A 13,970-nucleotide genomic window follows, 5' to 3' on the forward strand; every position below is an offset into this window, starting at 1 on the left:
TTCTCCTAACTAAGCGTTATAGGTTGTTGCAGCGTGGCTTGCTGAATATAGCTAAGCTGCTGTTGATACAAATGTTGCAGCTTCGCGAGTAGCTGCGGTTCATCCGGATAAAATTGCAGGGCCTGGCGTACCTGAGCGATGGCCTGATCCCAAATCTGTAATTGCTGCTGCCAGTTGTCAAAGCCTTCAGCCACTGCCACCACCTGGCTTAGCTGCTGCGCTTTTTGTTGCTCATACACCTGCAGCAACATCAGCTCAGCATTGGGCATGGCAGCGCTACGCTCGTTTGCTGGCGGCAGCAGCACCAGCTGCCAGCTGATTAAACCAACCAGTAACAGCGCTGCGGCGCTGGCCCAATAAGCGAGCGCCAGCTTAGCCTTTTGCTGCTGTGGCAAGCGGCTGACAATGTCTGGCCATAAGTCGCGCTCTGGCGCGATACTGTTAGTTAAGCCGCGGATAGCGTTATCTAATTGCTGTTCATTCATCAGCTAACCACTCCTGTAATAATTGTCTGGCCCGAAAATACTGCGCTTTAGAAGTGCCTTCTGCTATTCCCAGCAAAGCGGCAATTTCCTGATGCTGATAGCCTTCCAGCGCAAACAGCACAAACACGGCTCTGGCCTGCGCCGGTAAACGTTGTATCGCTTGCTCCAGCGGTGCCAGCTCACTGGCGCAACCCACACTGGGTTCGGTAAGCGTTATCTCATCGCTGCTGTCGGTAAGACGCAGATATTTATCCTGCCGCCAGCTATCAATAGCGGTGCGGGTCGCTATGCTGTGCAGCCAGGTGGCAAAACTGCTGTCTCCACGAAACTGTGGCAGCTGCTGCCATACCTTGATAAACACTTCCTGGCTGGTGTCTTCCGCTTTTTGTTTATTGGCCAGCAGTCGCCAGCAAATAGCATATACCCGGCCGATAAACTTCTGATACAAAATATAAAATGCCTGTTTATCACCCTGTTGTGCCGCCGTTATGGCCTGCAACAGCTCCGTTGTCATAACTGCCCTTACTGGCCGGTGTTTTGCGTTATTGTAGGGTTAGTCGTAAGGCTGCTGCCAAGGGTTTAAATAAAGATAATTTTTTTGCGCAAGAAAAGCGGGAGCCAGGCTCCCGTCACTAAAGTGGTGAAATAATCCAGGAAGGAAGGTGTAACAGGCGCCAGTATCTTTGCTTTTCGTGGCAGTTGTATGACAATAAAGGCATTAACGCCAAAAATATCCAGCGATTGCACAGAAAAAAGCCGGACACTAGTCCGGCCAAAATACCACCAACAAGTTAAGTACAATCAAGCACTAGGAGGAACAGATCTGCGCTTGCAGACCTGACTTAGTGTGCCAGCCAAGTGTGACAACCAGATGATTTTTCTGCGTCATATCGGTTACCATAATGCTCTTTTCTGACTGAAGCGGCAGTATGAGCGCAAAGCTACAACACCGATTGGCGAAATACATTGCGATCTGTGGTCACTGCTCGCGCCGGGCCGCAGAGCGGCTTATCACGCAAGGCCGGGTCAGCGTGAATGGTGCTGTGGGCAAACATACCGATACAGTCAGTAGCGACGATGTCGTGATAATTGACCAGTTGGCGCTGGCACAAGCCAGCACTTTGCTATATCTGGTTTATCACAAACCTGTGGGGGTCGATTGCAATAACAGACCCGAGGATCCGTCCAGTCTGTATCATTTGCTGCGCACCTTACCGCAACGCGTATTCGCCGTTGGCCGGCTAGATAAAGACTCGTCGGGTTTATTGCTGCTAACCAATGACGGCGCCTTGTGTCAGCAGCTCATGCACCCAAGCTTTTATCATGAAAAAGCCTATCAGGTGCAAACGGATCAGCCCATTACGGCAATGCAGCTTGAACAATTAGCCTCAGGCGTCAGCTGGCGTCTTGGCACTACACAATACCAGTCAAGGCCCTGCAAGGTAGTACCGCTTACTGAAACCTCGTTTGATATCACCCTCACGCAAGGCCTGCACCGGCAAATTCGCTATATGTGCAAAACGGTTGGCTTAAAAGTTATCAAATTACAGCGTTATCGCATCCATAACCTGCTGCTTGGCGATTTAGCTGAGGGTGAACTGCGCAGGCTCTCAGATGACGAATTAACAGCGCTGCTTGCGCCTGGCGATAACATAAAGCCATAAACTTAGCATCAGTGTCACGCCATACATTAATAAAGCGCCCACGACCACACCCTGCCATTGCAGCCACTGCCAAAACGGTTGCAAATAGAGACTGCCGGCGCTGGCGCCAATATAATAAAACACCAGATACAGTGCGCTGGCACTGGCTTTAGCTTTCTCTGCACATTGCGTTACCCAGCTACTGGCCAGAGAATGGGTCAGAAAAAAGCCAAAAGCATTAATAAAAAAACCACTGACAATAAGCCCCAGCTGACTGCCTGATGTGAAACAGGTGCCCAGCATCAGAATGGCCACGCCCACTGCCATGCCAAGCGGTACAGGTAGGTGCTGCGCAACCTTACCCGATAACGCCGAGCCGATAGTGCCGGTAAAATAGCTGACAAACAACAGGCCAATCCAGAAACTGGACAGCTGATAAGGCGCCTCTGACAGCACAAAAGCAATGTAAGTATATTGATTAAGAAAAATAAAAAAATTAAGCCCGCCAATCAGATAGGTTAGCAGCAATAAAGGTTGGCGCAGATGAAGCAGATTATTTTTTACCGCATCCGCCAGGCGAAAAGGTTTGCCACTAAACCGTGCCGCAGCGGGTAAATCACGCCAGATCAGGTAACAGCTGAGCGCGCCTAACAGCACCATTGGCCAGAATACCCATTGCCAGTGGCCAATATCGGCCAAGGCGCCTGCCATCAAGCGGCCACTGATGCCCCCCAACGAGTTAGCACTGATGTAATACCCCACCGCCGCAACCAGTGCCGGTTTACTGTATTCTTCGCCCATGTAGGCGATGGCAATTGCCGGCAGGCCGCCTAAGAAAAACCCTTGCAGCGAGCGAAACAGGATCAGTGAGCCAAAGCTTTCAACCTGAGTCAGCGCCAACGTTGACAGCGTCATACCGCAAAGCGTTATCAGTAATAGTTTTTTCCGGCCCCAGGCGTCTGACAAGGCAGCATAAATCAGTAAAGATACCCCCAGACACAGGGTGCCTGCAGCATAAGCCCAGTTGGCTTGCAACGGCGTGAGGGAAAATTGCCGGCTAAGCTCTGGCAACAACGGCTGCAGTAAATGTAAATTGGCAAACACCACCACCGCAGCCAGACATAAGGCAAAGGTGGCGCGATAAAATGCCGCACTTTTATACTCTATCACCGTACTGCCGTCCTGATTTTTGGTGGCAAGATTATAAACGAAGCCCGATTGATTTAAGGCTTTAATCGGAATAAAAAAGCGGCCTAACAGCCGCTTTTAACAAACACCTGATGCGCGATCAAAATTTCAGGCTGTAACGCACACCAAACTCGCTGGCATCGTTACTCATAATACGCAGAATATAATCGCCGGTATTTAACCGTGCATTGTCATAACGCTTATCAAAAATATTCTGGCCATACAGCGCCACCGTCCAGTCGGCGTCAGCCGGTACGTAGCTAATATCCATATTAACCAGTTCGCGGCTATCAATCAGCGTTAAGCGGCCCGGGTCTGAGCTGGGCTCACCGTACATCTCGCCGCGATAGGAGTAATCGATACGTGTGGTAATGCTGCTGCCATTATCCATCACATACTCATAAGATGGGCTGATAGACGCCGTTAGCTCCGGCGTTAATGGCGCCACCGGTGTTACCCCATCCTGCTCATCCACATCAACATCGATATAACCTAAGCTGGTATGCAATTTAAAGCCATCGGTAACGTAAACCGTACTTTCCCATTCAATACCGCGAGAGCGCTGTTTTACCACCAGGTTAGTGGTGTTAAAACCGCCTGCAGCCGTGGTGCTTACCTGATAGGGTAAATCATCATATTCGGTATTAAACAAGGCGATACTCATGCTGATATCACTGGTTATCTGGCCTTTTAAACCTACTTCGTAGTTAACAGCCGTGATGTTGTCCGATGCAACAAAACACTCAGGGTTGCCGAATAAGCAGTACGGCCGTGCCGGGAACTGCCCTGACTGATAACCACTTTGAATACTACCATACAGGTTCATGCCGTTTTCCAGCCGATAGTTTGCCGATAAATCAAAGCTCACCTGGCTCCAGTCATCCTCTGCCGCAAAAGGACCAATACCCACGTTTGCCACGGCAGATTTTTTATCTTTGTTATAACGCACACCACCGGCGATACGCAGATCGTCGGTCAGGTTATAGCCAACATTAACAAACACCGCGCGACTTGTGGCGTCCTGATCCAGTTGTAACAGGTTTGCACCACCATTAAAGCGGGAATCCTCGCCCTGGCGGTTGCGGCCTTCTTCATTAAACCAATACACACCAGAGACGAAATCAAAGTCACCAAAGTAACCGTTTAACTGCAGCTCGGCAGAGGTTTGGTCGGCGTCACCGCGCTCCGGATAATGGTCCAGCGCATAAATAGTGCCGTCATCATCCAGACCGGCTTTGTACTCGGACGAGCGGCGGCTGATAATGGCACGGGTAGAAAAGTTATCACTAAAATTCCAATCCGCGGTTAGCGAGATACCGTCAGCCTGGTTGCTTACTTCGGTGACTTCTTTGGTACCCGTTGCGTTGTCGTACGGGTTAGCTGCAACATCGGTATTGCGCAGTGGGCCAGATGGCAGTGGCGCGCCAAACCGCTCACCGGTGTAATAAGCTCCCGTTGGTACTTCGTCAATTAGCGTGGTATAGGGGCGCAAACCACCTTTACCATCATTGGCATCGGCCGTCAGTACCAGGCTGAAATCTTTGTTTGGTGCAAATTTTACCGACAAACGGCCATAAGTATCTTCAGTTTCACCGACGTCATATTTGGCATCGGGCACATTGATAAACTTACCCAAACCGTCACGTTTGTTATAACCGGCGTTGACGTTAAATGACAGCTCGTCTGTCAGGCCTGCATTAACAAACACATCGCCTTTAACGCGGCCACGGCTACCGCCTTGTAGGGTTACCTTTCTTAACGTGGTTTGATCCGGCTGCTTGGTGATAATATTAATGGCACCGCCAATAGAGTTGCGGCCGTAAAGCGTACCTTGTGGGCCGCGCAGCACCTCAATCCGCTCGATATTGTTCAGGTTCCAGTTTTGCCCGACCTGACGGCCAAGGTATACGCCATCTACATACACACTGACGCCCGGATCTGTGGTGATCAGGTGATCCTGCAAGCCGATACCGCGAATAAAAGGGTTCGCCGATGAGGTATGGCCTGCCGAAAACCCGGTAACGTTCAGGTTAGGCACAAATTTACCCACGTCGGTTAAATCGGTTATGCCCTGCTCGGCCAACGCATCGCCACTAAAGGCGCTGATAGCCACCGGCACTTCATAAATCACCTGCGCACGTTTGGTTGCGGTAACGGTAATTTTTTCTATTTTACTTGTCTCTTCGGCGCTGTCGGTAGCTTGTTGCGCCAGCACAGAGCCGGACAGCACCGTACTCAGTGCCAGAGTGAGTAAACTCAGTGGCGTAGTCAGCTTTTGTACTGCAGTATTGTTTTTGCTGTTCAATGTCGTCTCTCCACAAAACATTTCACCGGGCGGCTTCCCAGCACGGAATTAGTATATCTGATTATTTTCAACCACTAAGCACCTAAGGCTGTATTTTCATTCATTTAAATCAGTATCTATGCACGGCTAAAAAAATATTTGCACCAAAATCTAAAGTTTTAACATCTGCTGCCGATAACTGGTCACCGGCTATACTAATGCCGGTAAAGCCCGCGTAAATCAGGAGCAGCATCATGGCGATTTCTTCCGGTAATACCTCCAGTAGTAGTACAGCGGTTAGTCAGCTAGCCAAAAGTAATAATGCTGCGGTGAAAACCGACGATAACCGCAGCGTTAAAGAGCAGGCCAGGCAGGCGCAAAACAGCGCCATTTTAAAAGCCAATGAGCAGGTGTCGCTGCGCAGTAATAACGACTCGTTAAGCCTGCTGTATAAAACCGCACTGGAAGGCATTAATGCCGAGCTTGAGCCTGTGATGGGTGAAAACGCCGCGCAAAAGATTTACGACAGCGGCATAGATACCTCGCCAGAGGCTACGGCAGAGCGCATTGTGGCTTTTGCCACAGGCTTTTATGGCCGCTATAAAGAGCTAAACCCGGACAACAGCGAAGAAGAAAACCTGACGGAGTTTCTGAAAATTATCGGTGGCGGTATCGATAAAGGTTTTGCCGATGCCAAAGACATTCTTAAAGGCTTAAAAGTGTATGAGGGCGAAGTAGAAAGCGGGGTTGATAAAACCTACAGCCTGGTGATGCAGGGGCTGAACAGCTTCCGTGAAAAGATGCTCGAGCTTGCTGGTAATCATCAAGCCGCTGACACCACAGGCAGTGTAGCCAATAACAGCACGGTTTAAACCGTGCTGTGCTCTTTGGGCTTGTCGGCCGTTTCGCCGTTATTCAGCCGGGTAACCAGCAGCTGGTCAATCTTGTAGCTGTCGATATCTACCACCTCAAACTTATAGCCACCGTGCAGCACAAAGTCAGTGCGTTTCGGAATTTTGCGCAGGCTGTACATCATAAAGCCGGCTATGGTTTCGTAGTTTTCCGGGCTGGGAAAACTGTCGATATCCAGCACCCGCATCACATCCTGCAGCGGCGTTAACCCCTCTACCAGCCAGGAGTTGGCATCGCGCGCCACAATTTGCTCTTCTTCAGAGCTGACCAGCTCGCCCATCACAATACTCATTACGTCTTTGAGCGTAATAATGCCGACCACCAGCGCGTACTCGTTCATAATGATGGCAAAATCGACACCGGCCGACTTAAAATGCTCCAGCACTTCATATAATGACAAGGTATCGGGGATGATCAGCGGCGAGCGCACTATGCCTTCTTTTTTCAGTGAAATCGGTTGGTCGTGCAGTACCTGCATCAGAATATCGCGGGTATCGACATAGCCCACGACTTTGTCCAGCACACCATCCACTACCAGAAACTTGGCATGCGGGTGTTCGGCCAGCTTGGTTTTGATATTGTCCTGTGTTTCATCCAGGGTGAAAAAGATCAGGCTTTCGCGCGCTGTCATCGCTGAAGTGACTGTACGCGATTCCATATCAAACACATTTTCCAGCAGCTGATGCTCGTGCTCTTGCAGCACCCCCGCTTGGGCACCGGCTTCCATCATGGCAATGATATCATCCGGCGTAATGTCATCTTTTCGCATAGTAGGCACGTTAAACAGGCTGAAAAACCAGTTAGCCAGGCCATTAAACAACCAGACAAAGGGCTTTAACAGCGTGATTAACAGCAGCATAGGGTTTACCACCTTAGTGGCAATTTTCTCCGGTGCGATCATCGCCAGCCGTTTGGGCATTAAGTCGGCAAACAGGATAAACAACGAGGTAACAAAAAACACTGATAGGGCAAAACCGGCACTACCCACCCAGCTGCCGCTAAACATCAGAGCCAGTAAAGCGCTGAAATAAGGGGTAAAGGCCGACTCGCCCAAAATACCCCCTAAAATAGCCACCGCATTTAAGCCAATTTGCACTATGGTAAAAAAGTTGCCCGGATGCTCTTGTAGCGCCAGCACCTTTTCAGCGTTAGCATTGCCTTCACTGGCCATTAGCCGCAAGCGCATTTTGCGCGATGCCGCCAGGGCAATTTCAGACACCGAAAAAAACGCGCTGCCCGCCACTAATAACAGCATTAGCAACATATATTCCAGCGTGGTCATACTTACTCCCGTAATACTGCGCCGCTAAAACGGCTGATATCAGCTGCCAGTATAGCGCTGTTAGATGACGAAACCTGCTAAGGTGCTGAAAATATTCAACGAAAAAATACCGACTGGCCAGAGCAATAACCCAAAGCCACACTATACTTCAGACGATATTCCCACCCTGCCCCGGAGGCACTATGAAAACCTTGCTCGTTCCCGTTATGGCGTTATTGCTAAGCGCACCGGCGCTGGCTGATGATCAGTTATTCAGCAGTATCTGTGGTTATGTAAAAGAGGACAACCGTAATCAGCTGCGTAAAACCCTAACCGATAACAAGCTGAACGTACGTAAAATTTACGACAGCCTGAAATGTGACAACGACAATCTGCTGCAATTTGCCATTCGCAGTGATGCCTATGAGTCCGGCACTTTTATTATCAAGCAAATGCCGGCCAAAACCCTGGCCGAGTTTGATTATGACAGCTGGGCCAACAGCAACGGCTTTAGCGCTTCGCCCTTGGTAAACGAAATACGCGCCCGTATTGGCCAGTAACACCGCTTTTTATCATCTGCTTTGAGGCTGCAACCGTCTGCTGTTGCAGCCATATCAACGTTTTGTTTGATACATATCAAGCAAGTCCACCGCAACAACTGTACACTAATTAACCAACACACCACTTTAGGCTGACCCAGACCATGAGTACAGTACTGAGTGTTATTCTGGCCGGCGGCGCCGGCAAGCGGCTGCAACCGTTAACGCTGCGACAAGCCAAGCCAGCACTGAATTTTGTTTATCGTCGCCGTATTATTGATTTTGTGCTGAGTAACCTGTGGCATTCGGGCTTTCATCAGTTGCTGGTATTGACGCAATACCAACCCTACCGGTTACATAAACATCTGCAGCAGCATTGGCTAGCCCGTTTTAAACCACATGGTGATTTAGTCTTACACCAGGCCCCGGCGCAGCTGATTACCGGCACAGCAGGTGCGGTAGCGCGTGAACTGAGCCTGATCCGCGATTACCAGCCGCAGCATGTCGCCATCTTAAGTGCCGATCATATCTATAAAATGGACTACCGCCAGATGTTACAATTTCATCTGCAGCAGCAAGCCGATGTCACGGTAGCGGCTATTGCGGTTCCGATAGATAACGCCAGTCAGTTTGGCGTGTTTGTTGTCGATGACAAGCAACGAATTACAGGTTTTATTGAAAAGCCTAAAGGCGCAGTGCCACAGATGCCAGGCCGTCCCGGCTTTGCGCTGGTGTCGATGGGTAATTATTTATTTCGCACCACAGTATTAGAGCAGGCATTACATCAGGCCCAACCCGGCATTGAGTTGGATTTTGGCCACCATATCCTGCCGCAACTGATAAGCGAAGACCGCTGCTCGGTATACGACTTCAGCCAAAACCAGCTACCCGGCACGCAAAGCCTGCCGCATTACTGGCGCGATGTTGGCACGCTGAACAGTTATTTTGCCAGCCGCTTAGACATTCTAAGCCACCCTGATTGGCTACAAGGTAGCGGCCAAAGCTGGCCTATTTTGGGGCGGCGCAGCTGCACTGAGCGCCTCTCGCAAGCCGGCTCGGCCCTGTTAACCAAGCACAGCAAAAGCTGGCTTAGCGCTATTCGCCCATTGGCGCCATCGCAGTATCAGCATGCTTTGTATTGCTGATCAGACAACAGCAAAAGCCAACGCCAGGCTGCGGCCACTTAACAGCAAACTCACCAGCAACACGGCCACGCCAAGAACATTTTGCCAAAATGTGTTTTTGTACTGGCCCAGCACAGGGTGGTTCATCGCCAGCAATAAGCACAGGCAAATCAACGGCAGTAATATGCCATTAGCCACCTGAGCAAACCAAATTACCTGTATTGGCCGGATCCCTAACGAGGCCAACAGCACCCCACATAGAATGATCAATAACCAGGTCACCCGGAACAGCGGCTGAGTAAGATCAAGCGGCTTGCCTAAAATACCGGCCAGGGCATAAGCCGCCGCCAGTGGTGCGGTAATGGCCGATGATAAACCTGCAGCCAGCAGCCCCAGTGCTAAACACCAGGTGGAGGCACTGCCAAATAGCGGCGTTAAACTGTGCGCCAGCTGGCTGACATTGTCCAGTTGCTGGCCACTGCCAAAAAAGGCTGCAGCAGCGGTGGATACTATCGCAATGGAAATCAACCCACCCAGCGGTATCGCCAGCGCAATATCAGCGCGTGAAGCACTAAGTGCCGTTGTGGTATCAAGCCGCGCTTTCGGCCACTTTTGTGCCGCGCTGGCAGCATGCAAAAATAACGAATACGGCACTACAGTGGTGCCAATCAACGCAATTACGGTTAGTGTCGCCCCGGCAGGCAGCTTCAGCAAAAACATGCCATTTAGCAAGGCCATTACATCTGGCTTAGTCAGCACCATAGTGCCAATAAACGCCAGGCTCATCAGTAGCACCAGCACAATTAAACAGCGCTCTATCCACTGATAACGGCCAAACCACAGCACTGTGGCGGCGACAGCCCCCAGCAACAGTACCCACAGATTAAGGCCGCTGGCCGCCTGCCAGTGGCGGATAACACTGATATGGCCAAACAGTGCATCGGCGCCCAGTGCCGCCCCGCTGATATTACCGCCCTGATAAGCGCTATTGCCAATGACAATAGCCGCAATAACTAACGGCAACAGCGGCCAGCGCAGCAGCGGTTGTGTTACCAGGGTTCGCAGGTTTTCTCCCAGCCCCTGGCCGGTGACAATACCTAAGCGCGCCGCCATTTCCTGCAAAATCATGGTCGCAAATACCGAAAATACCAGCGCCCACAACAACGCATAGCCAAAGTTGGCACCAGCCAGCGAAGCAGTGATCACCGTACCTGGGCCAATAAAGGCGGCGGTTACCAGCGCTGCCGGGCCAAAACGGGAGGTTTTTGTTGTCATCAATAGAGGTTAACAAGCAGACATGGCGCTACCTTAGCACAAGGCAGCGCCATCAGGGCAAGTGGCTTTTACAATAAGCCCTCTTTGGTATCCAGATGCTCACGCCGGTGCTGCTGGGCAATTTCCTCGGCTAACTGCTGCTTAGTGCGCGTTTCGCGCAGGCGTCGCTCGGTCAACCAGAAGAAAAACAGCGGCACCACAAACACAGCTAAAAAGGTGGCCGCCATCATACCGCCCATTACACCGGTACCGACGCTGTGGCGCGCACCGGCGCCGGCTCCGCTACTCAGTGCCAGTGGTACTACGCCTAAAATAAACGCCAGTGAGGTCATAATAATAGGCCGAAACCTTAAGCGTGCTGCTTCCAGCGCCGCCGTACCTGTCGTCCAGCCCTGCTGGGTTTTCATCAGCGCATATTCGACAATTAAGATGGCATTTTTCGCCGCTAAGCCTAATAAGGTCACCAAACCAATCTGGAAGTACACATCATTGGTTAAGCCGGCAATCCACACTGCCACCAGCGCACCGAAGATACCAAACGGCATCGCCAGCAGCACCGACAGCGGCAGCGACCATTTTTCATACAAGGCCGCCAGAATTAAAAATACCATTACCACCGCCATGCCCAGCGCCAAACCGGTAGTGCCACCACTGCGTTTTTCCTGAAAGGCGCTGCCGGTCCAGTCATAGCTGATATCCGGTGGCAACACCGTATTGGCCAGCCGTTCTATTTCCGCAATGGCCTGGCCTGAGCTGTAACCCGGCGCGGCATTACCCAGCAGTTTTACCGCTGGCAGGTTGTTGTAACGTTCCATATTATCCGGGCCCGAGCTGTACTGGATATTGGCAATGGCCGACAGCGGCACCATCTCGCCGGTGCTGCTTTTCACATAGATATGCTTAATGTCATCCGGCTGCATGCGATAGCCGGCATCGGCCGACATCAGCACCTGCCAGGCCCGGCCGTACTTATTAAAGTCATTGACATAATAAGTACCCAAGGTACCCGCCAGCGTATTAAAAGCATCGCTTACCGGTACGCCCAGCGCTTTGGCGCGCTCTCTATCTAAATCGACTTTTAACTGCGGTGTATTGGGCCGCCACAGCGTTTGTACGCCGGCTAAAATCGGGCTTTGCGCCGCGGCGCCCTGCATTATGCCCATGGCTTCGGCCAGTTTCTCCGGCCCGCCATCACCGCGGTTTTGCAGATAAAACTCAAAGCCACCGGTATTACCCAACCCAAAAATTGGCGGTGGGTTAAACGCCAGCACCAGGGCTTCATTAATATGGCCGGTTTTCATAAACAGCTCGTTCACTAAATCGCTGGCGCTGATATCACGCTCGTCCCAATCCTGCTGGGTCACAAAGATAGTGGCGGCGCTGTTTTTATAACCGCCGCCGATAAAATCAAAACCGGCAAAGCTGACAATATCTTTATTGGCCGGGTTAGAGCGGATAGCGGCGATCACTTCATCGGTAACGCGCTGGGTACGCTCTAAAGAGGCGCCATCAGGTAAAAAGATCGCCGCTATATAAAAGCCCTGATCTTCATCCGGCACCAGGGAGCCGGGTGTCGCACGCCACAGGCCGGCGGTAATAACAATCATGCCGCCTACCAGCAGCAGCGCCAGCAAACCACGGCGCAGGAAAAAGCCCACTGTTGCGACATATTTACCGGTAATACGCTGGAAAAATGCATTAAACCAGAGGAAAAACTTCGCTGTTTGCTTATGCTCATGGCGTAATATCGCCACGCACAGCGCCGGCGTCATTACCAGGGCTACTACGCCGGACAAGCTGACCGAAATGGAGATAGTGACAGCAAACTGACGGAACAGCTCGCCGGTTAAACCGCCTAAAAAGGCGATAGGTACAAACACCGCACACAGCACCATCACAATAGCCACCACCGGGCCGGACACTTCCTGCATGGCTTTTATTGCCGCATCGCGCGCCGATAAATGCTCTTCGTGCATAATGCGCTCGACGTTTTCCAGCACCACTATCGCATCATCCACCACTATGCCGATAGATAACACCATACCAAACAGCGTGAGCGTGTTAATGGAATAGCCCAGCATATACAGGCCGGCAAAGGTACCCAGCAACGAAATGGGCACAGCAAGAATAGGAATTAAGGTAGCACGCCAGTTTTGTAAAAACAGATACACCACTAAAAACACCAGCAGCATAGCTTCGGCCAGGGTTTTTACTACCTCGCGAATAGACACTTCAACAAAGCGCGTGGTGTCATAAGGCGTGGCCTGATCCAGCCCTGATGGAAAGCGCTGTTTAAGCTCGGCCACAGTAGCGTTTACTTCTGCTGCTACATCCAGCGCATTGGCGCCTGGCTGCAGAAAAATACCCACCAGGGTGGCCGATTTGCCGTTGTACTGGCCCGAGAAGTCATAATCACGTGAGCCCAGCTCCACCCTGGCAATGTCTTTTAGCCGCAAACTGCTGCCATCGGCATTGGCGCGGATAATGACATTTTCAAACTCTTCAACGGTAGAAAACCGGCCCTGCGCCGTCACGGTATACACCAGCTCCTGCGCGTCGGCCGCCGTGGGTGTGGCGCCTATTTTACCGGCAGCGAACTGGGCGTTTTGCTCACGCAGTGCGCCAGCAATTTCCGGTACTGTCACCTGTAGCTGGCTCATCTGATCCGGTTTTAACCAGATGCGCATCGCGTAGTCTTTGGCGCCGAAAATTTGCACATTAGTGGTGCCGGGAATACGTTTTAGCCTATCCAGTACGTTTAAGGTAACGTAGTTAGAGGTCCATAAGTCGTCCCGGCTACCATCGGGCGAGTAAAACGCCAATACCTGTAAGAAACTTGACGAGCCTTTCTCTACCGTAATGCCCTGCCGGCGCACTTCTTCTGGTAAACGTGCTTCGACCTTGCTGACACGGTTGTTGACGTTTACCGCCGCCTGGTCGACGTCGGTGCCAATTTCAAAAGTAATAAAGATGGTGGTCATGCCCGAACTGGTCGAGGTAGATGACATATACATCATGCCCTCGACGCCGGTAATGGCGTTTTCCAAAGGTGCGGCCACCGTTTGCTCCAGCACCTCGGCCGAAGCCCCCGGGTACATCGCCATTACCTGCACCACAGGCGGGGCAATTTCCGGGTACTGCGCTACCGGCAGGCTACGCATGGCGGCTAAACCCGCCAGACAGATAAAAATACCTATGACAAAGGCAAAAATGGGCCGGTCAATAAAATAACGCGAAAACATAGTCTGCTCCCTGCCTG

12 protein-coding genes are annotated in these 13,970 nt (G+C 51.4%); 4 read left to right on the forward strand and 8 right to left on the reverse strand.

Features of this window, described 5'->3' with window-relative positions; all coding sequences use genetic code 11:
* Positions 1-5 precede the first annotated feature (5 nt).
* From RNAN_RS04845 to RNAN_RS19220, 3 genes are all read right to left on the reverse strand, one after another.
* Positions 6-485: a hypothetical protein gene (locus tag RNAN_RS04845; protein WP_008219362.1), complete on the reverse strand. Its 480-nt coding sequence runs from the start codon at positions 483-485 to the stop codon at positions 6-8.
* The gene (locus RNAN_RS04850; RefSeq protein ID WP_008219364.1) at positions 478-999 is read right to left on the reverse strand and encodes an RNA polymerase sigma factor; all 522 of its coding nucleotides are present in this window, start codon (positions 997-999) and stop codon (positions 478-480) included. Before RNAN_RS04850 ends, RNAN_RS04845 begins: the two co-directional genes overlap by 8 nt.
* 65 nt (positions 1,000-1,064) lie before the next feature.
* Entirely contained in the window at positions 1,065-1,232 is a 168-nt protein-coding gene (locus RNAN_RS19220; RefSeq protein WP_008219367.1) for a hypothetical protein, read from the reverse strand.
* Positions 1,233-1,414: 182 nt separating this feature from the next.
* On the opposite strand from RNAN_RS19220, the gene RNAN_RS04855 reads away from it, so the two are divergent.
* On the forward strand, positions 1,415-2,149 hold the full coding sequence (locus RNAN_RS04855) for a pseudouridine synthase (protein WP_008219370.1): 735 nt from the start codon (positions 1,415-1,417) through the stop codon (positions 2,147-2,149).
* On the opposite strand, the gene RNAN_RS04860 is transcribed toward RNAN_RS04855, so the two are convergent.
* Both RNAN_RS04860 and RNAN_RS04865 read right to left on the reverse strand, forming a co-directional pair.
* Positions 2,108-3,298, reverse strand: coding sequence for an MFS transporter (locus RNAN_RS04860; protein ID WP_008219372.1), 1,191 nt, complete (start codon positions 3,296-3,298; stop codon positions 2,108-2,110). The genes RNAN_RS04855 and RNAN_RS04860 overlap by 42 nt on opposite strands.
* 118 nt (positions 3,299-3,416) lie before the next feature.
* Complete coding sequence (locus RNAN_RS04865; protein WP_008219373.1) at positions 3,417-5,621, reverse strand: TonB-dependent receptor; 2,205 nt, start codon at positions 5,619-5,621, stop codon at positions 3,417-3,419.
* 233 nt (positions 5,622-5,854) lie between these two features.
* Between RNAN_RS04865 and RNAN_RS04870 the strand changes: the two genes are divergently transcribed.
* On the forward strand, positions 5,855-6,472 hold the full coding sequence (locus tag RNAN_RS04870; RefSeq protein WP_008219375.1) for a DUF5610 domain-containing protein: 618 nt from the start codon (positions 5,855-5,857) through the stop codon (positions 6,470-6,472).
* Here RNAN_RS04870 and paeA read toward each other — a convergent pair.
* Positions 6,469-7,794, reverse strand: a complete 1,326-nt coding sequence (gene paeA / locus RNAN_RS04875) for a polyamine export protein PaeA (RefSeq protein WP_008219376.1) — start codon at positions 7,792-7,794, stop codon at positions 6,469-6,471. The two genes, RNAN_RS04870 and paeA, sit on opposite strands and share 4 nt — an antisense overlap.
* 182 nt (positions 7,795-7,976) lie before the next feature.
* Here paeA and RNAN_RS04880 point away from each other — a divergent pair, with 182 nt between their 5' ends.
* Both RNAN_RS04880 and RNAN_RS04885 read left to right on the forward strand, forming a co-directional pair.
* Positions 7,977-8,333 carry a DUF3718 domain-containing protein gene (locus RNAN_RS04880; protein WP_008219377.1) on the forward strand — a complete coding sequence of 119 codons (357 nt, stop codon included), beginning with the start codon at positions 7,977-7,979 and terminating at the stop codon, positions 8,331-8,333.
* Positions 8,334-8,476: 143 nt separating this feature from the next.
* Complete coding sequence (locus tag RNAN_RS04885) at positions 8,477-9,457, forward strand: sugar phosphate nucleotidyltransferase (protein ID WP_008219378.1); 981 nt, start codon at positions 8,477-8,479, stop codon at positions 9,455-9,457.
* On the opposite strand, the gene RNAN_RS04890 is transcribed toward RNAN_RS04885, so the two are convergent.
* Positions 9,458-10,711: an Nramp family divalent metal transporter gene (locus RNAN_RS04890; RefSeq protein ID WP_008219379.1), complete on the reverse strand. Its 1,254-nt coding sequence runs from the start codon at positions 10,709-10,711 to the stop codon at positions 9,458-9,460.
* A 68-nt stretch (positions 10,712-10,779) separates the two neighbouring features.
* Positions 10,780-13,953, reverse strand: a complete 3,174-nt coding sequence (locus RNAN_RS04895; RefSeq protein WP_008219380.1) for an efflux RND transporter permease subunit — start codon at positions 13,951-13,953, stop codon at positions 10,780-10,782.
* Positions 13,954-13,970: the final 17 nt, after the last annotated feature.

Source organism: Rheinheimera nanhaiensis E407-8 (assembly GCF_000296695.1).
GTDB classification, from domain to species: Bacteria; Pseudomonadota; Gammaproteobacteria; order Enterobacterales; family Alteromonadaceae; genus Alishewanella; species Alishewanella nanhaiensis.

What these genes read in the sequence shown, in the direction of transcription:
- RNAN_RS04885 (WP_008219378.1), top strand. Translation starts at nt 8,477, where the DNA reads ATGAGTACAGTACTGAGTGTTATTCTGGCCGGCGGCGCCGGCAAGCGG.
- RNAN_RS04890 (WP_008219379.1), bottom strand. Translation starts at nt 10,711, where the DNA reads ATGACAACAAAAACCTCCCGTTTTGGCCCGGCAGCGCTGGTAACCGCC.
- RNAN_RS04850 (WP_008219364.1), bottom strand. Translation starts at nt 999, where the DNA reads ATGACAACGGAGCTGTTGCAGGCCATAACGGCGGCACAACAGGGTGAT.
- RNAN_RS04855 (WP_008219370.1), top strand. Translation starts at nt 1,415, where the DNA reads ATGAGCGCAAAGCTACAACACCGATTGGCGAAATACATTGCGATCTGT.
- paeA (WP_008219376.1), bottom strand. Translation starts at nt 7,794, where the DNA reads ATGACCACGCTGGAATATATGTTGCTAATGCTGTTATTAGTGGCGGGC.
- RNAN_RS04845 (WP_008219362.1), bottom strand. Translation starts at nt 485, where the DNA reads ATGAATGAACAGCAATTAGATAACGCTATCCGCGGCTTAACTAACAGT.
- RNAN_RS04870 (WP_008219375.1), top strand. Translation starts at nt 5,855, where the DNA reads ATGGCGATTTCTTCCGGTAATACCTCCAGTAGTAGTACAGCGGTTAGT.
- RNAN_RS04895 (WP_008219380.1), bottom strand. Translation starts at nt 13,953, where the DNA reads ATGTTTTCGCGTTATTTTATTGACCGGCCCATTTTTGCCTTTGTCATA.
- RNAN_RS04880 (WP_008219377.1), top strand. Translation starts at nt 7,977, where the DNA reads ATGAAAACCTTGCTCGTTCCCGTTATGGCGTTATTGCTAAGCGCACCG.